At 44.8% G+C, this 25048-nt stretch carries 25 protein-coding genes and 4 tRNA genes; 21 read left to right on the forward strand and 8 right to left on the reverse strand.

Features of this window, described 5'->3' with window-relative positions:
* Positions 1-10: 10 nt before the first annotated feature.
* The 3 genes from HUU58_08195 to HUU58_08205 form a co-directional block, all read right to left on the reverse strand.
* Entirely contained in the window at positions 11-421 is a 411-nt protein-coding gene (locus HUU58_08195; GenBank protein NUN45651.1) for an FHA domain-containing protein, read from the reverse strand.
* Positions 422-424: 3 nt separating this feature from the next.
* Positions 425-2170 carry an Ig-like domain-containing protein gene (locus HUU58_08200; GenBank protein ID NUN45652.1) on the reverse strand — a complete coding sequence of 582 codons (1746 nt, stop codon included), beginning with the start codon at positions 2168-2170 and terminating at the stop codon, positions 425-427.
* Positions 2171-2318: 148 nt separating this feature from the next.
* Positions 2319-3011 carry a hypothetical protein gene (locus HUU58_08205; GenBank protein NUN45653.1) on the reverse strand — a complete coding sequence of 231 codons (693 nt, stop codon included), beginning with the start codon at positions 3009-3011 and terminating at the stop codon, positions 2319-2321.
* 211 nt (positions 3012-3222) lie between these two features.
* Between HUU58_08205 and HUU58_08210 the strand changes: the two genes are divergently transcribed.
* From HUU58_08210 to HUU58_08240, 7 genes are all read left to right on the forward strand, one after another.
* On the forward strand, positions 3223-4275 hold the full coding sequence (locus HUU58_08210) for a hypothetical protein (GenBank protein ID NUN45654.1): 1053 nt from the start codon (positions 3223-3225) through the stop codon (positions 4273-4275).
* 20 nt (positions 4276-4295) lie between these two features.
* A complete protein-coding gene (locus HUU58_08215) occupies positions 4296-5069 on the forward strand; it encodes a YggS family pyridoxal phosphate-dependent enzyme (protein NUN45655.1) in 774 nt (257 codons plus the stop codon).
* Positions 5066-5950, forward strand: coding sequence for a DivIVA domain-containing protein (locus HUU58_08220; GenBank protein ID NUN45656.1), 885 nt, complete (start codon positions 5066-5068; stop codon positions 5948-5950). The genes HUU58_08215 and HUU58_08220 overlap by 4 nt, the downstream gene beginning before the upstream one ends.
* A complete protein-coding gene (locus tag HUU58_08225) occupies positions 5947-6774 on the forward strand; it encodes a purine-nucleoside phosphorylase (protein NUN45657.1) in 828 nt (275 codons plus the stop codon). The genes HUU58_08220 and HUU58_08225 overlap by 4 nt, the downstream gene beginning before the upstream one ends.
* A gap of 11 nt (positions 6775-6785) precedes the next feature.
* Positions 6786-7013 (forward strand): DUF2905 domain-containing protein, encoded by a 228-nt coding sequence (locus HUU58_08230; protein NUN45658.1) that lies wholly within the window; start codon positions 6786-6788, stop codon positions 7011-7013.
* Positions 7014-7087: 74 nt separating this feature from the next.
* On the forward strand, positions 7088-7630 hold the full coding sequence (locus HUU58_08235) for an SRPBCC family protein (GenBank protein NUN45659.1): 543 nt from the start codon (positions 7088-7090) through the stop codon (positions 7628-7630).
* A 69-nt stretch (positions 7631-7699) separates the two neighbouring features.
* Positions 7700-8710, forward strand: coding sequence for a porin (locus tag HUU58_08240; protein ID NUN45660.1), 1011 nt, complete (start codon positions 7700-7702; stop codon positions 8708-8710).
* A gap of 118 nt (positions 8711-8828) precedes the next feature.
* On the opposite strand, the gene HUU58_08245 is transcribed toward HUU58_08240, so the two are convergent.
* Both HUU58_08245 and HUU58_08250 read right to left on the reverse strand, forming a co-directional pair.
* Positions 8829-9716 (reverse strand): exopolyphosphatase, encoded by an 888-nt coding sequence (locus HUU58_08245; protein ID NUN45661.1) that lies wholly within the window; start codon positions 9714-9716, stop codon positions 8829-8831.
* Positions 9717-9812: 96 nt separating this feature from the next.
* Entirely contained in the window at positions 9813-10688 is an 876-nt protein-coding gene (locus HUU58_08250) for a M23 family metallopeptidase (GenBank protein ID NUN45662.1), read from the reverse strand.
* Positions 10689-10982: 294 nt separating this feature from the next.
* On the opposite strand from HUU58_08250, the gene HUU58_08255 reads away from it, so the two are divergent.
* The 6 genes from HUU58_08255 (at position 10983) to HUU58_08280 (ending at position 12737) form a co-directional block, all read left to right on the forward strand.
* Positions 10983-11055, forward strand: a tRNA-Gly gene (locus HUU58_08255).
* A 122-nt stretch (positions 11056-11177) separates the two neighbouring features.
* A tRNA-Cys gene (locus tag HUU58_08260) sits at positions 11178-11251 on the forward strand.
* Positions 11252-11264: 13 nt separating this feature from the next.
* A tRNA-Leu gene (locus HUU58_08265) sits at positions 11265-11350 on the forward strand.
* Positions 11351-11361: 11 nt separating this feature from the next.
* Positions 11362-11435 (forward strand) — tRNA-Val (locus HUU58_08270).
* Between the two features lie 79 nt (positions 11436-11514).
* Entirely contained in the window at positions 11515-11907 is a 393-nt protein-coding gene (locus HUU58_08275; protein NUN45663.1) for a hypothetical protein, read from the forward strand.
* Positions 11877-12737 (forward strand): IS3 family transposase, encoded by an 861-nt coding sequence (locus tag HUU58_08280; protein NUN45664.1) that lies wholly within the window; start codon positions 11877-11879, stop codon positions 12735-12737. Before HUU58_08275 ends, HUU58_08280 begins: the two co-directional genes overlap by 31 nt.
* A 67-nt stretch (positions 12738-12804) precedes the next feature.
* Here HUU58_08280 and HUU58_08285 read toward each other — a convergent pair whose 3' ends face one another.
* The 3 genes from HUU58_08285 to HUU58_08295 form a co-directional block, all read right to left on the reverse strand.
* On the reverse strand, positions 12805-13950 hold the full coding sequence (locus HUU58_08285; protein ID NUN45665.1) for a hypothetical protein: 1146 nt from the start codon (positions 13948-13950) through the stop codon (positions 12805-12807).
* Positions 13951-14166: 216 nt separating this feature from the next.
* On the reverse strand, positions 14167-14937 hold the full coding sequence (locus HUU58_08290) for a response regulator transcription factor (protein ID NUN45666.1): 771 nt from the start codon (positions 14935-14937) through the stop codon (positions 14167-14169).
* Positions 14921-15973, reverse strand: a complete 1053-nt coding sequence (locus HUU58_08295; GenBank protein NUN45667.1) for a histidine kinase — start codon at positions 15971-15973, stop codon at positions 14921-14923. The genes HUU58_08290 and HUU58_08295 overlap by 17 nt, the downstream gene beginning before the upstream one ends.
* 569 nt (positions 15974-16542) lie before the next feature.
* Between HUU58_08295 and HUU58_08300 the strand changes: the two genes are divergently transcribed.
* The 8 genes from HUU58_08300 (at position 16543) to HUU58_08335 (ending at position 25032) form a co-directional block, all read left to right on the forward strand.
* Positions 16543-17427, forward strand: a complete 885-nt coding sequence (locus HUU58_08300; protein ID NUN45668.1) for an alpha/beta hydrolase — start codon at positions 16543-16545, stop codon at positions 17425-17427.
* 45 nt (positions 17428-17472) lie between these two features.
* Positions 17473-17667, forward strand: coding sequence for a hypothetical protein (locus HUU58_08305; GenBank protein NUN45669.1), 195 nt, complete (start codon positions 17473-17475; stop codon positions 17665-17667).
* A gap of 54 nt (positions 17668-17721) precedes the next feature.
* On the forward strand, positions 17722-18759 hold the full coding sequence (locus HUU58_08310) for a histidine kinase (protein NUN45670.1): 1038 nt from the start codon (positions 17722-17724) through the stop codon (positions 18757-18759).
* Positions 18756-19463 carry a response regulator transcription factor gene (locus HUU58_08315; protein NUN45671.1) on the forward strand — a complete coding sequence of 236 codons (708 nt, stop codon included), beginning with the start codon at positions 18756-18758 and terminating at the stop codon, positions 19461-19463. Before HUU58_08310 ends, HUU58_08315 begins: the two co-directional genes overlap by 4 nt.
* A gap of 293 nt (positions 19464-19756) precedes the next feature.
* Positions 19757-21607 (forward strand): cation:proton antiporter, encoded by a 1851-nt coding sequence (locus HUU58_08320; GenBank protein NUN45672.1) that lies wholly within the window; start codon positions 19757-19759, stop codon positions 21605-21607.
* 94 nt (positions 21608-21701) lie between these two features.
* A complete protein-coding gene (locus HUU58_08325; GenBank protein ID NUN45673.1) occupies positions 21702-22883 on the forward strand; it encodes a potassium channel protein in 1182 nt (393 codons plus the stop codon).
* 21 nt (positions 22884-22904) lie between these two features.
* Positions 22905-23411 carry a cyclic nucleotide-binding domain-containing protein gene (locus tag HUU58_08330; protein NUN45674.1) on the forward strand — a complete coding sequence of 169 codons (507 nt, stop codon included), beginning with the start codon at positions 22905-22907 and terminating at the stop codon, positions 23409-23411.
* A gap of 28 nt (positions 23412-23439) precedes the next feature.
* Entirely contained in the window at positions 23440-25032 is a 1593-nt protein-coding gene (locus HUU58_08335; GenBank protein NUN45675.1) for a sodium:proton antiporter, read from the forward strand.
* The last annotated feature ends 16 nt before the right edge of the window (positions 25033-25048 follow it).

Genomic DNA, 25048 nt, shown 5'->3' on the forward strand with positions numbered 1-25048 from the left:
CCCTCTATTTTTAATTGTGTGTAAAATCATCGGGATCAACGGCTTTTTTTAACATCGCTTGATTGATTACGATCGTTTTGGCTGGTGCCTGATCAGGGGTAAAATTTTTTCCGATGACCGATTCTTCATCAAGGATTTTCAGTTCAAGATTGCCGATTTTCACCAAGTCGGAGAAGTTAAGTTCTGTAAAATAACCATGTTCCACTTTTTCGCCGTTCACCGAAGTTCCGTTCGTACTTTGTAAATCGGTAATATACATCAGGTTTTTTTTCCACTTGATCTGCGCATGATAGCGCGATACGGAGTTATCGTCAATCATGAGCGTATTGTCAAATGCCCGACCGATGGTCACTTCCTGGTTTTCTTCCACGCGAAAATTTTTTCCGGTTTTGATCTGATGCAAATAATAGATGCTTTTCATGGCTTATTTCCTGAAACGAATTTGAATATTAGATGTTTCCCAGTTTTTACGAACCGTCACCGTATCGTTATAACTTGCAAATCGCTCCGGTCGAATGATCGGCGCTGTTTGGCCGAATGAAAATACGCCGTTACTATCCCGGTCACGGAATGCAAGAAAATTATACTTCCCGGGCAGCATCCCGTCCAGAGTAAAAGCCCCCGGTGATGGTACGATCAATGTATAATCGCGCCCGCTGCGATTGAGATTACGTGCCGTTACATGGTACATTCCATGATCATCGGAAGATTCGTCCGCAATCATACCCGATACCGTACCGACGGTGTCTTCCGGCATGGCGACCAAACGCCAAACCATCGTCGTGTCAAACGCCGGACGACCGGACCAATCCCGTAATATCTTACCGTCCACATGCACCTCATACGGCATACGCCCCCGGAGGTTGCGCGCCGGTATGAATTTCCCGGATGCCGAATGCATCCAAAAAAAAGTTCCGTTTACCGGGTTACCTAAAGTATCACGCAACACAAAAGCATTTTCCCACGTTGGACGTTCCAATCCGCGGTCGGATTTCCATCCGATAAAATCATTAACTGTGATCAACCCCGGCGTACCGTATGGGGAAGTCCATTCAATCTTGGCGCGCGCTGTTTCAAAACTACCCTCCGCGCGAAAATTAATTTGCTGAAAGGCAATCGAGTCGCCGGACAATCCATATATACCGCGCACATCGAGAATATACACGCGTTGGGAAGACATACTGTCACATAAAAGTCGAATTTCTTCAGTTGCGCCCGTCGTGACAAAATAGGCATCGCGTATCGCTACATCGGTACCGCTCAGGCTATCGCGAATTGAAAAATGCGAAGCTATATTTTCTGACCCGGCTTTGGTACCGTCATATCGACTTTCAGCCAAAACGCGGTTGATGCGAATCAAAACTTCATTAGACCCGGTCATTTGTGCCAATTGTACAGCCATCGTCGTGGTGTCTTCTCTGAATACGGCGATATCCACAAATAACGCTTCTTTTGATGTATCCGCCAATATCACATCGCGCGGCGCAAGGCCGATCATATCCTGCATCGGATGATACCTAAAATCTTCGCCTTGATCGGCTACGGCATAAATGCGGTAGGCTCCGTCAGCTAAATACGAAAACCGATATTTGCCCTGTGCATCCACTTGGGTAATATAGTCGGCTCGTTTGGTGTAAATCATGCTGTCGCGTGAGGATGAATGACCGTTGAGTCTGTACGCCCATACACTCGGTTTAGTTTTGCCTTCCGATACGACCGTACCGGCGATGGAACCGGCGTCTATTTTATCACCTGTCGAAAAAGCAAAACTCCATGCACTTTTAAATTTATTCTGATGTGCATCCATCGCGTCCGTGCCGATCGTGATGACGCAGGTACGGTTTTCTTCCAGCGAGTCTTTAAAACGAATCGTCAACGTCGCATCATCCCACGACAGATCCGGATCACGTGCCGGGAACGGTGCGATAAACAACGCTTTTTCAACCGAAGCTTTATTCATCGCTTCGGAAAAAGCCACCGTAACCTCCGTCCGACGGGATACTCTGGTCGAATCTTTGGCAGGAAACGTCGCTATCACCGTCGGCGGTTCCTTATCTTCCGGACCACCCCCTGGCGCACCGATCGTCGCACAGCCGCATAACAACAATAAAACGAAACTCCATCTGCGCGGGTCGTCTAATCTCAAAAAAAACGGTTTGATAATGTTCAAAAATTTTAATCCTATGGGCGAATTGAGGAATAGAAACGGCTAATCGAATTATAAAAAAGTAATTTCTCTTTTCAAAAAAAAACAAACCCCGTGTTGCAGGTTTTTCCCACATACACGGGGCCGTGTATTCATCATAATTTTTTGTTGATCAATTAAAACTGATCGGCCATGAATCAATCAGAAGCGACGGATGTTGCGCATCCGGGTTTTCTTCGCTGTCAAAAGGCAGCAAGTGCCCTTCATCAAAGAATTCAAGACGGTATGTGGCATTTTTAAGATTGGTCAACTGACCTTCGTAGTATCCGTCCAGTAAAACAAACGCGCCGACTTTAGCATCACTGGGTTTGATTTTTTTGTTTTTTCCGGTGCCTTCAACTTCGTTTACTTTGCAGATTACCTTAGCCGTTTTGATAAAATTTCCGTTCTGATCCAAAACTTTAATTTTCAGCGGAATGCGCTTCTCAGCGGCATTCGATTCCGCGATGGATTCGTCTTCCATAAATTCCATCGTCGGCGGAACCACGGTTACAGTTACCATTCCGACTTTGTTGTTTTTATTATCCATCACTTCGATTTCGATTTCCCCGGAAAAAGGACTCGAAAAAATCGCCTGATTGACATACCCCTGATCGCTGTTGGTATAACGGAAATCACCAATCGAACCGCCGCCTTTACGAGCGATGGCATTGAGCTCGACACCGGAGCGACCCGGTGAAACACGTATGATCGCTTCCTGGTCACTGCACAAAATCGTATCCGGCGAAATACGAACCTGGTATTGTTGTGCTGACAGTACGCCCGCACAACACCATACGACGAAAATCATCCAACGTTTGTTCATAGTTTTTTTCTTCCATCGGTTAACACTAAAACTTTGCAATTATAATCAATACAATCGCATCACGCAACACAAAAACGGGTTTATCATCAAGAGGGTATTATTCCACGGATATAATCTGAACAAACCGCATATAAAATATCATCATAATCGTTCACTTCATGCTTCCAAAAAAATGCCTGCAACATCTAAGTGCCTGTTTTACAATGGCAGCATGAATGTCCGTTCTTGTATCGCAAGCATACAAATAGGCATTTTGGTTGATTTTCAGATATATACGGCCTATCTTTGTTTTTGTATTCAAACGATGAATCGTATTGTTTTTTCTATGTCAACAGCAGAGCATATATCTCCGGCAGCTTCCGCTATGACGGAAACGCCCGATTCGGTTTTTCGCTCTCAGCGTATCCTCGCGCTGGACCCGCAGGTATTTAATTCCGAAGAAATTCAGGTCATTCATCTGTCGTTACTGCAACCGGATGCGTTTCGAGAATTGCTGGATCGTTTTAATTATCATCAGTTGAATAATCTCCTCGATGCTTTGATAAAAGACGGTGTATTGTATTATCAGGAAAAACACGGTGTGACAACGACGGAACGCACCATTCGTACGCGCTGTGAAAATCTTTTGGACTACAAAGAGCGTATCGGCTGCGTGGAACCAGTCGAATCCTGCCTGCATGAAGGATGTATTCATCTCAAACCCGCTTGCGCCGTGCGCAAGGTCAAAGAAGATGTACTCAATGTGGCACGTCTTTTTGAAGCACGCAAAAACCGCAGTACCGTTCCCCATGTTGCCATTGAGCTTTTTTTTAAAAAACTCATCGAAGATTATAATTGCGTCGGATTGATATTAGCTGATAAATGGGGCACGCCTAAAGTTTTTACGACCGACGGGAGTGGTGTGCTTTCCGTTATTTCCGAAGGTAGCCGTCGATTGACTGATGCAATTACCGACAGAGAATTCCGTTTTACCAAAACCGGTGATCCGTATCAGGTATTCAATCAAAAGTTTCACATTGATGCGAAGCTGGCGGAACGCTTACATGCCGTGGAAAAAAATCCCGATCTGACTAAATTCATCAAACGTATTACATTTTCCAGTATCGGCATTGAGATCGCTCACGAAAGAATAATCTTATCGGTCCTGTATATGGGTGATAATTTGCTGCACCAGTTTTTAGGTAAAACTATAAGCAGCATTGAACGTATTAAACTCGAAACCGAACCGGAATTACGCATTCGTGCCGGTTTTGGTCGAAAATAGAAATAAAAGGAACTTGTTTTATGGATATAGAATTGCAGGCTACGATTCGTGCCAATATAGAAACGATTCGAAAAAAAGCAAAAGAGGCCGCTCTCAAAGCGGGGCGCGATCCCAAAGAAATCCACCTCATTGCGGTAACTAAAACTTACGGTATTGATTATGTCCGCGAAGCTGTTGCCGCCGGCATTTCTCTTATTGGTGAAAATAAGGTTCAAGAAGCCAAAGAGAAATATACAGAACTTGAACAGTCCGGCAATGTACCGGATTTCCAACTGCATTTGATTGGTCACCTGCAAACCAACAAAGCCCGTCAAGCCGTAGATCTGTTTGACATGATTCATTCTGTAGATTCGTTTCGTTTGGCCAAAGAAATTGATCGTCGCGCTTATACGGTGGATAAAACTATGCCGATCCTGATTCAGGTCAATACATCCCGCGAAGCCACCAAATATGGCGTCGAGCCGGATAACACGCTGGAGTTGATCAAACAAGTTTCTGAATTGAAAAATATTCGCATCCAGGGACTCATGACGATCGGCGCATTGACGGCTGTACAGGCCAATGATCCCGAAAAAATTCGCAGTTACTTTCGCCGCTTGCGCGAACTGCGCGACTTTATCCGTGAACAAAATATACCTAACGTGGAAATGAACGCGCTCTCCATGGGGATGAGCAGTGATTTTGAAATAGCCATCGAAGAAGGCGCCAACTATATCCGTATCGGAACGGCCCTTTTCGGAAAACGCAAGCGCGCCGCTAAACCGGCCGCTCCTAAATCGGAGGAAACGCTGTGAAACTCAATCCCGGCGACATACAACATCAGGAATTCAAACGCGTCATGCGGGGTTTTGATCCCGACGAAGTGACGGCTTTTCTTGAAGTGGTAGCTGAAAACTACAAAGAAATTCTCGACGAGAATAAATTAATTCAACAAAAGCTCAAAGCGATTCAAGACGAAACCCAATACTTGCGCCTTCGTATCCAAAGCAGCGAAAAAAGTCTAAATGACTACAAACAGGAAATGGTCAAGGTCGAAAAACTCATGGATGCTCGGGTGGATGCGGATTTGATTTTAGAACAGGCCCGTGCCGAGGCCGAACGCATCCGGACGCAAGCGCAGAAGGAGAACGAATCACTCGCTCAAGAAGTCAATTTTCTTCAGCTGCAAAAAACCAAAGTGGCAGCGCATTTACGCGAATACCTGAAATCTCAAATTGCGCTTTTGGAAATCGTGGGTGATCAAAAGGCCGAAGCCGCTGCTAAAACAATACCGGTTCCCGAAAAGGTCGAACCGCGCGTAGAAAAACCCGCCGAAATTAAGGAAACTGAACTGCCTCCACCCATTATCCCGGTAGCCACAGAAGAAGAATTGAAAGCCGGCCTGGAAGAAGGTATCGGTTCGTTTGTGCAGGATCTCAAACTTGATGATCTGCCTCCGGAGTTAGCCGCGGCGATCCGCGAATCGGCTGACGATACGGCGATTACTGACCCGGAACGCCACGAAAAGAAAAAAAAAGTGATCGAAGAACTCGAAAAGCTTACGCACAATGCTACAGGTATTTTTAAAAAATCGGATTTCGAAAAAATGCTCGGCGATTCTGCGGATAAAAAATCCCATGAACTGCTGGATCAGATACATAAAGAATTAGAGAAAAAACGTTCGGAGAAATCATGAGTCCTTTGACGGCACAAATTGCAGAAGCGGTTAACTATATTCAATCCAAAACGAAAACACAGCCGTCTGTCGGGGTTATACTCGGCACGGGGCTTGGCGGCTTGGTACAGGAGATACGCAAAGAGATCGAAATTCCCTATCAGGATATACCGCATTTCCCGCTCAGTACCGTCGAAAGTCATGCCGGTAAATTAATCTTCGGTACGCTCGGCGGCAAACACGTCGTCGCTATGCAAGGGCGCTTTCATTTTTATGAAGGCTATACCATGCAACAGATCACATTCCCCGTTCGCATCATGAAGTTCCTCGGCATCAAAGCGCTACTTGTATCCAATGCCTGCGGCGGCATGAATCCTCAATACCAACCCGGCGATATCATGATCATGGATGATCATATCAATCTGCTTGGTGATAATCCGTTGCGGGGAAAAAATGAAGATACGCTTGGCCCCCGTTTTCCTGATATGAGCGAACCATATTCCCGTACATTGATCGCTTTAGCTGAAAACATCGCTCTGGAAGAAAAAATCAAAGTTCAAAAAGGCGTTTACGTTGCTGTGATGGGCCCTAATCTCGAAACCCGTGCTGAGTACCGTTTCCTTCGTTATATCGGCGCCGATGTTGTCGGTATGTCTACTGTGCCCGAAGTAATCGTCGCAAATCATATGGGTATCCCCTGTCTCGGATTTTCGATTATTACCGATGAGTGTTTCCCCGATTCACTCCAACCGGTTGATCTGCCCAAAATCATCAAAACCGCCGGTGAAGCCGAACCCAAAATGACACTGATCATGAAACGCGTCGTCGAAAAAATGAACCTTTAAACGATGATCGTATGGAGCCATTTCACGATTTCGGAAAAATATTGATGGCCCTCGGCGGTGTTTTGATTACCGTCGGAGCACTTCTTACGTTTTCCGATAAAATCCCTCTGATCGGGCGCCTTCCGGGTGATATTTTTATTCAGCGGGAAAATTTCTCGTTTTATTTTCCGCTCACGTCCGGTATCCTGCTGAGCGTGATTCTCTCTGTGTTACTCTGGTTTTTTCGCAGCAAATACTGAGAAACTTAAACCCTGACGATCCGTAGAAATTTATACTATTCTTTCTCAAAAAAACCTTACCCACGGAGGTTCTCATGAAAGCACTTCGCATGTTGCTCATCGTATTAGGCATCCTCATTGCATTGCCGCTTGTGGTTGCTCTTTTTGTAAAAACACATTACGCCGTCGAGCGGAGCGTAACGATCAATCAGCCCAAGCAGATTGTATTTGATTACGTAAAGTTTCTTAAAAATCAGGACCAGTACAGCAAATGGGCTACAATGGACGCCAACATGAAAAAAACCTATCGCGGTGAAGACGGGCAAGTTGGATTTGTTTCGGCATGGGAAAGTCAAAACCCGGATGTCGGTAAAGGTGAACAGGAAATCGTAAAAATCACTGATGGTGAGCGCATTGATTTTGAATTGCGTTTTTTTGAGCCGTGGCAATCCAAAGAACCGGCGTATATGACTACTAGTGCGGCTACGGACAGTACCACGCTCGTCAAGTGGGGCTTTAGCGGACACATGGATTATCCGATGAATCTTTTCTTGCTCTTTATGGACATGGAAAAAATGATCGGCGATGATTTGGCTACCGGCCTTGCCAATCTTAAAAAAGTGATGGAAAAGAATTAGTTTTTAATAAAAAATTCGGGTCTTGTTATGCGATTTTTTTTTCTATGTTTCATAATCTCAATCCGTGCAGTGCCGACATACGCCCAGAACGACAATACGGACTGGTCGTGGTCCGGCTTCGTTGACGCGTACTACGGATATGATTTTTCTAAACCTGTTTCGGGAGACAGACCCGGGTTTCTTTACAATCATTCGCGGCACAATGAATTCAACGTAAATCTAGCACTGCTACGAATGAAGGCTAAGTACGATGAAGCGTATGCACACATCGGTATTATGGCCGGAACATATGCCCAATCCAATCTTTCCGCCGAACCGGCAACCTACCAACACCTTTATGAGGCTTATGCCGGTATACAAATCAATTCAAAAACTGCACTTGAAGTCGGTTTATTTGGCTCACATATAGGCTGGGAAAGCGCCATTTCAAAAGATAATTGGACATTATCGCGGTCAATGGCCGCCGAAAATTCGCCGTATTATCTCAGCGGTGTGAAGGCAACATATGCGTTATCGGATAGATGGACCTTTGCCGCTGTGGTTTGTAACGGATGGCAACGTATCCACCGCTCCTCTAAAAACGTAACTCCGGCAATGGGCACGCAGATTGTATACAAGCCTTCCGATCGATTGACCATCAACTATAGTACTTTTATCGGAAATGATAGGGCTGACAGTACGCGCCAGTGGCGTTATTTCGACAACACCTACGCCATTTGGCAGGTTAACTCAAAATTAGGCATAACGGCAGGCGTTGATTTCGGCGCGGAACAGAAATCCAGAGGAAGTTCACAATATTATACATGGCTGACATGGGCTATTATAACGCGGTATGTCCTCAATGACATGTGGAGTGTTTCCGTGCGCGCTGAACAATTCATGGATAAGAATCAAGTCATCGTTTCGACCGGAACGGCACACGGATTCCAGACAGCAGGTCTATCAGCCAATCTGGACTATGCTTTTACCAAACAATCCGTATTCCGAATCGAAGGTCGCCGTCTTCAAAGTCGTGATGCTATTTTTTCAGGCGATAAATCAAATCTATCCGTTCTTAGCTCGTTGGCAATAAGTTTTTAAATAAACCAACGTACCGCCCCGACGATAAAATGCACTATAATTTGTAGGTCTCAAAATTGGACTCAACAAAAAAGGCAACCTTCTTCAGGTTGCCTTTTTTATAGGTAGATTATTCTCTTTATCCGTTTTTCTTTAATCGCTCAATGATCTCTGCGACTTTCGCTTCGGCCTCTGCTTCAGGAAATTGACATGTTCCCGCGCCCTTATGCCCGCCGCCACCGTACTCATGCATAAGCTCCCCCACTACCGTTTTACAGCTGCGGTTAAAAATGCTGTGTCCGACGGCGCATACGGTGACGCCGGGTTCTTTGCCTTTGAATAAGCGCACCGATACATTGGCTTTGGGAAATAACGTATAAATAAGAAACCGATTGCCAGAGGGAAATTTATCCACGGAACGTTGATCCGTGATGATGACATTACCGTCTTCACGAGAATATGTCGTCAATGCTTCTTTAAATTTATCCTGATCAGCTAAATATTTATCAACTTTAGATTTGACATCCGGTAATTGCAAAAGCTCATCAACCGTATGCACCATGATCCACCCGATCATGCGCTGGAAATAGTCCGTAAATGCATCAAGACCGGAGCGCGGGTCTAGTGTATAGGAGAGCAGCACCCAACCTTTAGGATTCATCACATCTTCCATGGTCAACTGCGCGCTGTCCACGCGATCGGTTTCCTCAAGTAATTCTTTGAATGGTTTTAATTCGTCGGGTTGTTCGTAAAAATCATAGATCACCCGTGCACAACTCGGTGCTACGGCAAATTTTCCGCGGTATTCTGCATTTTGATGAATAAGTTGGCTTTGATGATGATCAAACCATAAAGCGCAATTAGGGTGATAAGGAAGATTGGCTATGATATCGCGATCGGTAACAGGTACTTTACCATCCTGCATTTCTTTGGGCTCGTAAAATACAACTTCATCTATTTTTTCCATGATCGTGATAAAAACGGCACATGTAAGACCATCCAAATCGGTACGCGTGATCAGACGCATTCGAAAAATCCTCCATGAAAAACAAAAAAGCGACAAGCAAAATTACTTAAAGGCAACAATAGATAATTTATCTATAAAATGCAAAGAGAAATCTGACTATTCCGGAAGAATAAACTGAACATAACGACCAAATAAGTCTATCGGATTCATAAAAAACTGAAATTTACTGTTTTTGGGCGTGTCGTATCCGCGCATCCAATATCCTCCGTCCACCGTCTGCGCATCCATCGCGCTTTGACGCCGAATCCCGAGGTGCAAATGCTCCATCCCATACCCGTTGCGGCTGTCATCATTGATAAATCCGATAATATCGCCTTTACGGATGCGATCTCCGGCTTTCCATTTCAATTCCGGTTCGCCATCATAACAACGATTTCGAATATGTCCGTAGATGGACATAAATCGTTGTGGCACCACGTCTTTATTCCATAGACCGCGATATTCATGTTCGACCACGGCTACGAGTTCGCCATATCCCTCGGCACCACCGTAGTTTTGAATGACGCCGTCATATATGGCGCGAACCGTATCCCCTTCGAGTGCACGAATATCAATACCGAGATGATTAAAGTCAAAGTAGAACAAACGTCCCCACATAATGCGAAATTTGATGCGGTTTTGGTCTTTTTCGGTTTTCAGAGGGAAAAGAAATGGCGAAGCAGGATCAATTTCTGCAATAGCCTGAATCGGACGGCGATAACGAAATACGTAGTTATAGTAAAAATTTTTTACAGAATCAGCCTGAGCCAAAACCAATGCGTTACGCAAGTACTCCGTATCATACAGTGTTTTCCAAAGCTCCGCTTCAAGATCTTTGAGATCATGTCGAGTCTGAGCGATCGAAAGCTGAAGTGAATCCCGCTCATGGAGTAACTGGCGATATTGGGCTTCATATGGATCAATAAATAATGCACACGCGCTTAGCCCGAAAACGCAAACGAATACAATTATTAGTGCTTTTTTAGAATTCATAATGGCTGATAAATTAATAAAAACATGATACGTTATGCAAGCCAATTCAGTTTCAATAAAAACAATGTCAGTTATGTTGATAACTTGTTTACAACGTTATTTTCGCCACTTATGTCATGACATTTTGACTTATTTGAGTGCGCTAAATTAAGAAAAGAACATATTTAAATATATGTATTTATTTAACTTAAAAATCATTTTTTGTTTTTATTCAAAATTTCTTGACATGGGAAATATTTTTATCTATATTACTGTCCCAGTTTTGAATTAGGCATTTGGTTTGTTCATATATATGCGAGAGTAGCTCAGTTGGTAGAGTGCAACCTTGCCAAGGTTGATGTCGCGAGTTCGAATCTCGTCTCTCGCTCTCGTTCGTGTAATCCAGATGGGATCCGTTGTGATTACTACAACGGTAGAGTAAGTGAAATGAGTAACCAGATTCTCGACCTATCGGGGCTCTGGTTATTTTTTTGTGGTCTTTGAAAAGATGGCGAAGTAGCCAAGTGGTAAGGCAGGGCTCTGCAAAAGCCCCATCGACAGTTCGATTCTGTCCTTCGCCTCCAGCGTGTGTCTAAAGCTCGGATGGCGGAACTGGTAGACGCACAGGACTTAAAATCCTGCGGGCCTCAAAGCCCGTACCGGTTCGATTCCGGTTCCGAGCACAAATTATTAAGGACGCGTAGCTCAGTTGGTTAGAGTACTACGTTGACATCGTAGGGGTCACTGGTTCGAGTCCAGTCGCGTCCACAAAAAATCCCGCTTTTTGGAGCGGGATTTTGTATTTTTGAGTCGTCCTGAGATGAGTTGACAGTGGGAGAAAAGAAGTATGATGTTTACGGGCAAAAAGATCAAAGTGTTAACCCCGCAAAAACGGTATGCGGAAGCTTTCAAACGCCAAGTCGTACGAGAATATGAGACAGGGGTTTTGAATAAAGATCAATTAATGGTAAGGTATGGGATTAAAGGTCATTCTCTGGTTTTGGAATGGTGCCGCAAATATGGTAGATTAGCCTACCCTAAACAAGTCAGCCAAGGTCGCCCTATGAAAGATATACAGAAGCAACGTCTTAAAGAATTGGAGAAAGCTTTAGAGATGGCCCATTTGAAGATTGCCGTGTATGAGAAAGCAATAGAGCTAATTCAAGAGAAGGAAGGAATAGAGGTTTTAAAAAAGTCTGGTTTGAGGTCATTACCAGACTTCAAGGAACCCGGAAGATAGCTTTGATGTGTCAATATTTAGGTGTCACAAGACAAGCCTATTATAAACGCTTACATAAGCAATTGCGAGATGGTTTAAATCAGGAATTGGTGAAAGTGATGATACAAGAGATTCGTCAACATATGCCAAGAATTGGCGGTCGTAAATTACATTATCTTTTGAATCGTCGTTTCAAAGACCAATCCATGCACTCTATAGGGAGAGATAAGCTCTTTGCCTTATTGCGAGAAGAGGGTATGTTGGTACTCAAAAAGCGCAAGTATACAAAAACAACGTACTCCAAACATTGGATGCGAACGTATCCCAATTTGGCGGCTTTGATGAGGTTAGACGCACCGGAGCAGTTATGGGTTGCTGATATTACCTATGTTGCGTTAGCTCAGGGTTATTTGTATCTACATTTGATTACCGATGCGTATTCTAAGAAAATTATGGGATACGTCTTGAGCCCGGAACTTTCAGCCAATATATCTTTAAGGGCCTTGAAAATGGCCTTAGCTAATCGTTATTATTCTCACCAGCTAACGCACCATTCTGATCGAGGTTTGCAGTATTGCAGTGGACTATATACGGATTATCTTCGCAATCATCATGTACAAATCAGTATGACGGAGCATGGAGATCCGTATGAAAATGCAATCGCTGAACGGGTCAATGGTATACTCAAAGACGAATTCGGTTTGGGAGATACTTTAGAATCGTTTACACAGGCTAACAAGCTCGTGCATGACAGTATTCAAATTTATAATCATCAGCGTCCGCATTGGAGTTGTGGGCTCCTAACTCCGTGTGAACGGCATCTGCAAAAAACAAAAAAGCCCCCAAAATAACTTGGAGGCTTAACTTAAAAAGTGTCAACTTTTTTAAGGACAAGACATTTATGCCTATCTCATCACCTCAATATGATGCCAGATCTTTTAGTTTGGCTTCAATACCCTCTCTCAGTGTTTTTTTAAACTCCTCATTTATTGTTTGATCACTGCTAAGTTTGGTAAGCGCAAGACTGTAATATTTTTTCGATTCCTGCATTTGCCCCATCGTATAGTAGCATTCGGCCAAACTATCATGGCTGTTGGCCGACCCCGGGAACAATTTTACATTAGCTTGAAAGACAGCCAATGCATCAGGAAATTTTTTTTGACCCAAATACTGGTAACCCACGCGATTCAACGTTTGCATACCATTGATAGGATGCGCTGTCACTAAACTGTCCAGATGAGCGAGTAAGAACTCCCCGCCTTTTTCTTCTGTAATACGCGTTAATTTTAACCCTTGCATCGGCGCTAAAAAAAAGCGGTTATTGGGAAATTGAGAAGTATAATGTTGTAACAAGGATTCGGCTATATCTAACTTATTTTCAAAATATAAATTGATGTTGTTTAACACAAAATGCGCCTCATTTTTATTGAGCAAACCCTCATCATAAGTTTTTTGGATATACTTGAGCGCCTGCGTTTTGGGAACATCCAAATCAACTACCCACGCTAAAGCACCTTGCCACCACGCCTGCTGGGTTGAAGCGAAATAATATAAAACACCAAGAGGCAAATAAGCGTCGGCATAACCCGGTGCGGATTCGATTACGGATTCCAGCAAATTTTTACCGGTTCGCGCGGCAAAAAAAGCCGAAGTCCATTCGCGTTTGGCAAGCAGCGCACGACTTTTAAAGCTATAAAATGAGCCGAGGTAAAATTGTTGCTCTATAGACTCCGATTGTTTTTCAGCCTGTGTTATCGCTTCTTCGCAGGACTTCAGCAAGAGTGTACTGATGGAGTCACGGCTGGCGCCCTGGCTGGCAAAGTACCGCGCATGGAAGTATAACGAAGTTTTTAAAAAATGACCCCGCAGGTTATCCGCATTGTTACTCAGCATCGCGTTGATTTTTGATTCAGCACCCGCCAAATCGCCGTTATGAATTTGAAATAGTACATCTTTATCGTCTTGCGATAGTGCATTCGGCTCTTGCACACCAGCCGATCTATCACGGCAAGACGTCGATCCTATGCAAGTTATTGTTAGCCATAACCAAATAAACGTTTTCATAGCTTCTCCTTCAGTTAGATTAAACGATGGGGTTAGGTTTTATGAAATCCATATTAATTTCTAAAATTTGTGTGCAAGGTTTGATATTACCTGCGATGTATATCGCACCCTAGTCTATACCAATTGATTACGATGACAGAATTAAGTCGTTGCAATTAAGGAACGAAAGGGTCGAAATGCGGAATAGAAGGGATTTTACAGGTAACGAAAAGAATCTCAGCGGCGCATGAGCAGATCAACATTGCCACGAAAAGCGCGTCCAGTGACAAGTCGGGTGGCGTCTGAAAGTATCACTACGTATTCACCTTTATGCCAAGACTGCATTTCACGGATCGCGCGGATATTGACTATATAAGAGCGATGAATGCGATAAAACTGCGTCGGATCAAGATCCCGGGCGACCTCGATTATGTTTTTTGCAGTCTTGATGGAGCCGTCGGTGGTATGCATCATGGTGTTTTTTCCAGTCGCCTCGATCCACAGTATATTGGCCGTTTCAACAAAATGTATTCGTATCCCGTCTTTCACCGGGATGCGCGGCATAAACGCTTCCGGACGCGGCAAATTCTGCAGCAGCCGTTTGAGGTTATCCGGTAGTTGTTGTTTTCCGATCATTTGTATAGCTCTGTCCAGCGCTTCATAAAAACGCGCATCGTCAAACGGTTTGAGCAAATAATCCAGAGCATGGAGTTCAAACGCACGAATCGCATGTTGATCAAATGCCGTTACGAAAACCACGCCCGGCACGGCGGCCGGACCTAGCGTACGCAACACTTCCAATCCGTCCATCTCCGGCATCTGAATATCCAGAAACAACAAATCCGGCTTGTATTCCAAAACCTTATCGCATACGTCATAACCGTGGACGCATTCCGCTACCACACGGATGTCTGAACGTTTCGCCAGCAAATGACGAATGCGTTTTCGCGCCAATACTTCATCATCTGCGACGATCGCCGTTAATTCATGATCAAGCTCTGTCTTCATAAGGAATTTCTATCGTTACGCTAAATTGATCTTGTATGGTCAGAATTTTCAACGCCGCCCGCTCGCCGTAAGCCAACTGCAGGCGAGATTCCGTATTTTTCAGTCCAATCCCCTTTTCCAATTCGTTGACCGGTACCGATGTGTTTAAGATCGTTATATTAAGATTTTCCTCATTCCGAAGAGCGCGAATAATGATCACTGACGGTGATGCCACATGAGCAACGCCATGACGAATGGCATTCTCAACCAAAGGTTGGAGAATCAGAGAAGGGACCAATGCTTTTTCAACTTCCGGAGCCACCTCATAGCGGACTTGCAGACGATCCTGAAACCGGACGGATTCGATCGCCAGATAATCCGCGATAAATCGTATCTCTTCGCCAAGCGGTATTTTTGAACGTTCCGATTGATCCAACGTTTTGCGCAACAGATCACTCAATCGGGTGATCATTCGCCGCGCGCCGGGAACATCGTCATCCATCAGAGCCGAAATCGAATGCAACGTATTAAACAAAAAATGAGGTTGTATCTGACGGCGCAACGATTCCAAACGCGATTGCTGAAAAAGACTTTCCAGATGCGCTGCTTGCAATCGTTCTTGCTGATGCGCACGCACGAAATGCACAACATACGCCACGGCGACGATACACCAGTAGATCAGAACACTATTCATAGTACTGCCGAGAATTTTAGCCCAGGCAACCGACGACGGCAGGGGCGTATCCGGCGGATACAACGCTATATAGAACCAAAACGACGCAGCGCGGTGTATATAACCGATAACAAATCCAAGTACAAAATGTACGGACAATGAGGCTGGGGCGGACGCACCATGAAGATTCCATCGCTTTGCGAAACTAACAACTACCGGTGTCAAAATCGCCCATATCAATGCCTGTGAACCTTCAAACGATAGGCGGAGCCACAAGTCAAACGACTGGCCAATCGCAATGCTAAAAAAATAGGACTGGAGAACAAAAAGTGCGGCGAACAGAGCCCAAATCAACGTAGTCCACAAAACGAATATGTACTTCATATTTTTCATTCTAAAAGGCATATATTTTCAAATATGATACGTTTGATTTTACGATACGTTCCTTAGATTGTAAAAAAAAGTATTGGGAAAACCAAATTTGCCAATCCAAGGCTGCATTTGGTCAAAATCGGGTTTTACCTGCATGAATACCTCGGAAAAGCTTTCATTCGTAACTCCCATAAACTGTACATCAATCTGTAAATTTCAGTAGGAGATTGATCATGAATTGCCCCCTCTCTTAATGACGAACTAACTTATTCGAGTATGATCTTATACAAAAAGTTATTTAAGTACCCTAAATTTCAGTTAGCATTACAGCTTTTTTTCTCAAAAGAAGTAAATCCGTGCAATCTTAATGACAACGCAACCTAGCAAAAAGCCTAAATGATAATTATAGTGACTTTGCACATACGGATAAAACATTTTTCCGTTAATATAGAGTCGGTTAACGTTTATCCTTTATCTCCGACCGCTCATCCCCTTGATCCGCCGTTCATCCCAATTGGCTAACCCCCTCTCGTTTTTTCGTATAGATTTCACTTGTTCGTTAATAAAACAAGGAGAAATGTATGCGTTTGTATTCGATCTCATGGCTTATCGCAGCGGTGCTGGCCTCGTTACTTTTGACCGTTTCGGGGCATACGCAAACCCGGACGGACTTTGGTCAAGTTATTGTTTACGGACAAGGTCCTGACATCATCTTGATACCGGGACTGGGTTGTTCCGGTGAAGTTTGGAAAACAACGGTCGGGCAAATTGAAAAAACCAATACATGCCATGTCGTAACATTAGCCGGCTTTGCGGGCGTGCCGGCCATTTCAGGTGATTTTCTCGTTCCGCGTCGCGAGGCGCTCGTGGCTTACATTCGAAAAAACTGCAAAACCAAACCCATCGTGATCGGTCACAGCCTCGGCGGATTTTTGGGCTTGATGATCGCATCAGAATACCCGGATGTGATCGGAAAACTGATCGTCGTTGATGCCGTACCTTTCCTCCCTGCACTGGCCAATCCGGCAGCAACGGTAGAATTGGCCAAACCACAAGCCGCGATGATGGAGCGTATGCTGCTCAATCAGGATGCCGTCAATTTCGCGCAATCACAATATGCCACGATCCGCACGATGGTCAGTGATTCGACGCAGTCGCGTACCGTCGCCGAGTGGAGCATCGCATCGGACCGCACGAGCTTGACTGCCGCTATGCGTGAAATGATGACGACCGATTACCGTAAAAACATCAGCACGATCCGCGTTCCTACGCTGGTGCTCGGTTCATGGGGCGGTTATAAGACTTTCGGTATGACGTCGGATATGGTACTGGATTTATTTCAACAAAACTATGCCGCGTTGCCTTCGGTTACCATTCACATGGCACCGACAGCACGGCACTTCATCATGCTGGATGAACCAACCTGGTTTTTCAGTGAAGTACAGTCGTTTTTGAAAACAAATTAACAATATACTCAAAACCATTCTTTGAATTATTTGAAAGGAGTCCGTATGTTCAAGCGTCTTTGTCAAAACGTAAAACACCGACCCGGCTTTGCCGTATCCGCCGGCATCGGTATCGCGTTGGGTACCAGTCTCAATGATCTGGCAATGGGATTAGCCATCGGTATGCTGATCGGATATGGTATGCTTTCATGCCGCTGTATGATTTTCAAAAAACGTACTCCCAATCCTACGGCGCAATGATGATGAGTCGGGTAAAAAATATAGCTTACATTTTATAGACTAAGAATCTGTGGTATGAATCAACACCAGCGTATGTATTGGTTATGTCAGCTCGGCGGCTGGTTGGGCTATGCCGCGATCAACTGCCTTTTTATGGCGGGATTTTATCATCTCACGGTACCGCTTGTTTTGGCCAATGTTTTTGTCAGTGCGGTGGGATTGATCGGCACCCATGCTTTTCGAATCGCTATCCGTCGGCATGATATGCTGAGCTGGCCTCTTTTACGGCTCATACCGATTATTTTATTCAAAACTATACTGGTCGCCGCGATCATGGAGTGCGGTGTTTTTTTGAGCAGCCACTTCGTTCCCGATACACCTCGTGAATTTCGATTCGCCGTCACATTAGCGCGCATGTTCAACTTCAGCGTCGTGGCGTTACTTTGGTCTGTGATTTACTTTAGCATTCATTTTTTTCAGGATCGTAAAAATTCGCAAATCAAAAATCTGAAACTTGAATCCGCTCTTAAAGATGCGGAACTGATGACGCTCAAGTCGCAGATGAATCCGCATTTTCTTTTTAATGCGCTTAACAGCATTCGCGCGTTAGCCGGCAGCGACGGTGCACGTGCGCAAGAAGCGATTACCAAGTTAGCCAATATCCTTCGATACGCGTTGCAAAATGCCGCAGCGCCTGAAGTCACGCTGCAGGACGAGCTGCAGACCGTACAAGACTATGTCGCGCTTGAAAAAATACGCTTTGAAGAGCGTTTTAATGTGACGTGGCGAACCGCACCGGGATTAGAACAAATAAAAATACCTTCCATGTTGATACAAATGCTGGTAGAGAATGCCATCAAATATGGTATTGCCGACCGCACGCAGGGCGGTACCGTCATCATTCAAACCGAACGCATCGGCTCTACGCTGGAGATCACAGTGATCAATGACGGGCATGTCAGACAAACAGACGCTTCCACGGGTATCGGTAATGCTAATATCCGCCAACGGCTCGCCTTACTGTACGGATCCAGTGCCACACTGGAGCTTACCGAAAAAAATGCTCAGGTTTATGCCAAAGTCAAAATCCCGATACGCGAGGAAAAGCCATGAATGCTCTGATCGTAGATGATGAAAGGTTGGCCCGTGAGGAATTGCGTCGTTTATTATCATCGCATCCGGATATTAAAATCGTAGGCGAGGCACGTCATGCCGAAGAAGCGCGTGAATTGATTGCAACACTTCGACCTGATTTGGTTTTTTTAGATATCCAAATGCCCGGTGAAGACGGCTTTGCCCTTCTCGCTTCGCTGGAGTCCACACCGGAGATTATTTTTACCACCGCTTATGATCAATTTGCCCTCAAAGCATTTGAAGTGAATGCGCTCGACTACCTGCTCAAACCGATTGATCCTAAACGCCTCGCCGATGCATTGCAAAAAATTTCGTCGCAGGAGAGCTCCGCTACACCGACCGGACCGCTCACGGACAACGATCAGGTTTTCGTCAAAGACGGTGACCGTTGCTGGTTTGTACGTCTCAAACAAATTCGCCTGATGGAATCCGAAGGCAACTATACGCGTTTATTTTTCGACAAAGAGAAACCTTTGATTTTGCGTTCCCTCAACCAACTTGAAGTGCGCCTCGATCCCAAAGTATTTTTCCGTGCAAGCCGTCAGCATATCATCAACATGCAGTGGATCGAAACGATCGAACCGTGGTTTGACGGCGGTCTCAACGTAACTTTAAAATCCGGCCCACAGGTCAAAATATCCCGCCGCCAAGCTCAAAAATTCCGCGAACTGACAAGTCTTTGAAGATACAAGAGAGGTCTTCATTCTTCATTCTTCATTCTTCATTCTTCATTCTTCATTCTTCATTCTTCATTCTTCATTCTTCATTCTTCATTCTTCATTCTTCATTCTTCGTTCTTCATTCTTCATTCTTCATTCTTCATTCTTCATTCTTCATTCTTCATTCTTCATTCTTCATTATCCTCATTTTCCCTCCGATTTTATTTGCATGAAATAGCATTTTACTTTATGTTTTTTTGCTAACCGTTTGGTTCGACAATAAATTCATTTTTTCATATTAATGCGAGTACCCAATTATGCTGAGTTCCAAAACTTTACGCATCATTATCCTTGTGTTTGCCGTTACGGCTCTTTTCTGTTTTCTCCCCGGTGCCGCTTTTGCAGGCGGCGGTGAAGAAGGCGGGCATAGCCTTATACAAAGTATCGGTATAAGCATTATTGCGGCGACGGTTTTAGCTTTTACTTTCCATTTTTTGAAGCAACCGTTGCTTTTGTCATATATTGCCGCCGGTGTGATCATCGGTCCTATCGGATTGCATTTGATCAGCAGTAAAGAAGATATCGAGACCATTTCAGAAATCGGATTGATACTTTTGCTCTTCATGATCGGCCTCGAAATTGACATGAAAAAGCTCAAAGAATCCGGAAAAGCTCTGATCATGTCGGGCGTATTTCAATTTGTGCTTTGCGTTGCGCTCGGCCTGGCTTTTTTCCCTTTGTTAGGATTTAGTATCGGCGGTGGTAAGTACGACCTGCTCTATCTCGCCGCATGCTGCGCGCTGTCCAGTACGGCGATTGTAGTAAAGCTTTTATATGCTAAGTTTGAACTGGACACACTCGCCGGACGCATTACGCTTGGTGTACTCGTATTTCAGGATATTTGGGCGATCGTAATTCTGGGTGTACAGCCCAATCTCGCCAACCCGGACATTTTGACCATCCTGATGTCTTTTGGCAAAGGCGGCTTGCTCGTAGGTATTGCTCTTTTGATCAGCAAATACATCCTTCCGAAACTTTTCAAATCCATCGCTAAAATTCCGGAGCTTGTACTCGTGGCTTCGCTCGGATGGTGTTTTTTGATTTGCTCGTTGGCCGGATTTCTCGGCCTCTCGATCGAAATGGGTGCCCTCATTGCCGGCGTCGCTATTTCGACGTTCCCGTACAATTTGGACGTGATTGCCAAAGTCATCAGTATCCGTGATTTCTTTGTGACATTATTTTTCGTCGCACTCGGTATGAAGATACCGAATCCGATGGATGATCTCGGTATTCTTGCGATTGCGGCCGTAACGGCGGTATTTCTTATCATCTCACGCTTCTTATCTGTTTATCCGATATTGTACTTGTTAAAGCAAGGTAATCGTATCAGCCTTTTACCGTCCATCAATTTGGCCAATTTGTCGGAATTTTCGCTCGTCATCGCTTCGCTCGGATACAGCGCAGGTCATATTGACAATAAAATTTTATCCATCATCATTTTTGTTTTTGTGATCACATCTATCGGGGCGCCGTATCTGATCAAGTACAGCCTTCACATTCAGACGGCGTTGGGTAAGTTTCTCCCCAAGATCGGACTCAAAGACGTTCAAACCGTGATCGAGAAAAAAGAAGAGGAAGAAGAAAAAGATATCGCTTTGCTGGGCTTTTTCCGTGTAGCCAGCTCATTGATCAAAGAAATACAGGACGACAAAAACGCCAATAATGATAAAGCCGAACACGAAGACCTGTTCGATAAAATCGTCGTGGTGGATTTTAATCCCAATGTCCATGCGAAACTCCAAGCGCTCGGCGTCAAAGCCATGTACGGCGATATTTCCAATATGGATACGCTGCATCACGCCGGTATTCATGGCGCCAAATTGGTTATTTCCACTATTCCGGATACGGTGCTGGTCGGAACGGACAATCTCAAAATGATCCGTCAGATACAAAGTCTGTGCCCTCACGCTAAAATCATCGTGACCGCTGAAAGCGCACAACGCGCACAGAAGATGTATGCCGAAGGTGCGGATTATGTATTTCTACCCCGCGTTTTGGCTGCCGACCACCTCAAACAAGTCATCGGCGAAGCCCTCAACGGCGATCTGGAGAAAATTAAAAAAGCCCATATCGAAAAATTAAAAACGGTGGACGAAATCATAAATTAGGTTTATATTAATCGCGGGAATGAATCAGGAGCATTCCCGCTTCATCACTATAAATCCTATTGATCCTCGTATCAGAGAGGTTTTCGTACGACGTATGCAACGATTTTGGGAAACGCGTTTCTACCGCCGTTTCAAGCGGCGCGCTCTTGAAATAGCCAACAACACCTACGTTCAGATTTTTACCGGCATTTTGCTCTGCGTACATATCGGCGGACTCCTGATTAGTTTCTTCGAAGACACTTCGGCGAATCAAGCTTCGACGGCTATCCGAACCTGGTATGAAGGTATTTGGTGGGCGTTTGTCACCGTTTTTACCATCGGTTATGGAGATTATTTTCCGATAACGACCGGCGGTCGTTTTTTAGCCGTGATGATCATGGTAAGCGGTGTTGCTCTGATTTCACTCTTAACTGCTACGATTTCCTCCGCGTTTGTCGAACAACGTATCCGAAAGGGCCAAGGTTTGGAAAAAGTAAAACTCAAAGGCCACGTGGTGATTTGTGGCTGGAATTTTAACGTCGAGTCCATCATCAAAACACTTGAAGCCGAACTCGACTATCCTTCGATCGTATTGGTCAATTCCTGCGATCCTTCACCGATCGGTGAAATCATCAATGCGCATACGAATTCGGAAATCAGTTTCGTCGCCGGCGATTTTTCGAAGGACGCCATATTGGACAAGGCCAACATCCGGCACGCCGAATGCGTGATCGTCGTAGCCGACTCCAACGAACTCACCAGCAATAAGGCCGACGAAAAAACGATCATCACCGTTCTTACGGTCAAAAACATGAACCCCAAAATTCGCGTTTTTGCCCATGTGATCAATCCCGACAACGCCCCGCATCTCCGGCGCGCCAAAGCGGATGATATCGTCATCTCCGACAAATACAGCGGCTTTTTACTCGCCATGCATGTTACGAATCCCGGTGTGCCACGGCTTTTCGATGAACTTCTTTCCATCGAAGGCAACGAGATCGTGCGACTTCCTATCCCGGATACATTTATCGGTAAACCCTTTTGGGAACTGACCAACCACTACAAAGATAAAAACGATTGCATGTTGATCGGGATCGCTCAGGAAACACGAACGATTGCTATGGACGATCTCTTATCGGATGACAATTCGTATTTGGATCAATTTATTCGCGCCAAACTTCAGGAATCCGGCAAACGTTTTGCCGAAGAAGAGCGCGTCAAAATAAAACTCAATCCCTCGAAAGACCTTGTGATCGAAAACAATATGGTGGCCGTGGTATTGGGTAATAAATTTTAATCGTCAAAAACCGGATGATTTATGCTTGAAGTAGAATTCTTAAAAAAATTTCCGCTTTTCAACGGTCTCAGCGATTCGCAGCTGGGAAAACTTAAATCCATCATGAGCGAAACGGATTTCGCGGCTCATCAAGTCGTAATTCGCGACGGTGATCATGGCGAAGAAATGTTTGTACTTTTAGACGGTGATGTCGAAATTTCCAAACCCATGATGCTTAAAGTGGAAACCGAGATGGCCAAGGGCAAAGATAAATCGCTGATTCGTCTCAGTTCCAAGTTTTATGCCTGCTTCGGCGAAATGGCTTTGTTCGAAGAAAAGAGCGAACGCTCCGCTACGGTAACCACCGTGACCCATTGCCAAATGGCTATCATCACGCGGCATGATTTCACGAAACTCGTTGAAACGGATTACGAACTCGGCTATATTATTTTTAGGAATATGGCCAAGATTATCAGCGACCGTTTGAAGAAAGCGAACAAGGATATCCTGAAACTAACCACGGCGTTCGTTTTGGCCGTACAACAATGAATGGTATTATTTTTCCGACGGAGTCCCGATGCCTGCTCATGACCTTTTGGTCACCGCGATCCTGTTACTATTCATTGCGATTATCGTTTCGATCGGTATTCGCCGTATCCGTTTGCCCTACAGCATCGGCTTAGTCGTTGCGGGTTTTGCCGTCGGTTATCTCCGCGTTGTTCCTTCGTTTTCCATCACCCCCGAATTAGTTTTTTACATTTTCCTCCCGCCGCTTCTTTTTGATGCCGGTTTTAATGCAAACCTGACTAATCTTAAGCAGAACTGGAAAATCATATTTACGCTGGCCGTACCCGGCACGATCGTGTCGGTCGCGCTGGTCGGTTCGATCGCACATTATGCCATGGATGTTCCCTGGATGTCGGCCTTACTTTTTGGCGCTCTGATCGTTCCGACAGATACCGTTTCGATTCTATCCGTATTTAAAGAACTCAAAATTCCCACACGTCTCTCCACCATCGTCGAAGGCGAGAGTTTGTTCAATGATGGAACGGCCATCATCGTATTCAAACTTATTCTCGGGCTTATCCTTGCCGAGCAGTACAATGTCACTGATATCAATTATGCTTCGTTTTCGTGGCACTTGCTTTTATCGTATACGGGCGGGCTTTTGCTGGGTGCCGCTGTAGGTTACGGTGCCGGTTGGCTTATGCGCCGTCTCAAAGATCCGCTTGTCGAGATCATGTTCACGGTAATGCTGGTTTACGGTATGTACATCGTTGCCGAAAAAATCGAAATCTCCAGCATTATTGCGGTGGTGACGGCTTCTATGATGATCGGCCATTACCGGCAAAAACTCGGTATGTCACCAACGACACAGATCGCACTTTCATCGTTTTGGAATTTTACTGCATTTGCGATCAATTCGATATTATTTATTCTGATCGGGCTACAGCTTAACTTTAATAACCTGCTCGAAAATATCGGCATCATTCTGATCGGGCTTTTGGCTGTCAATATCGGACGTATCGCTTTCATTTACCCCTTTTCAAACATTCTCAATATTTTTCTTGGTCGAAGTGCTTCAACCAAACACGCCGTTATACCGATCAAATGGCAACACGTCATGGCGCTCGGTAACCTCAAAGGATCGCTCTCGATGGCACTCGTCATTAGTTTGCCGGAATCGCTGTTGTATAAAAACCAACTAATGACCCTGACATTTGGGATCGTTTTTCTTTCGCTCGTTATCCAAGGCACAACTTTGCGTCCGATTTTACGTAGATTTCAATTGCAAACAATACCACCCGAGCAGATCGAATTTGATAAACGGCAAGGCTTGATTCTTTCGGCGAAGGCCGTTTTGGCCTCATTACAATCGGAATATACGAGCGGCATGATTACCACTTCGGTTTATAATACATTAAAAGAGCAATACGAATTTACCATCGAAAATGCGGAAAAGAGCCTCCATCGTTTGCAGGAAAAAAATCCGTCTTTAGCGGATGCACACTTGCAGTCTGCTTATTATCAGATGTTGATCCTTCAGCGTACCGTCATACAAAACGCACAGACGCACAATATCATCAGCGATGATGCGGCGGCGGATTTGTTGAAAAATTTTGACCAACAGATGGCCGCGCTCACGTGGAGCAATCAGGATAAAAGTTAATTTTATATACGAAAGA

It is taken from the genome of bacterium, assembly GCA_013360215.1.
Classification (GTDB): domain Bacteria; phylum CLD3; class CLD3; order SB21; family SB21; genus JABWCP01.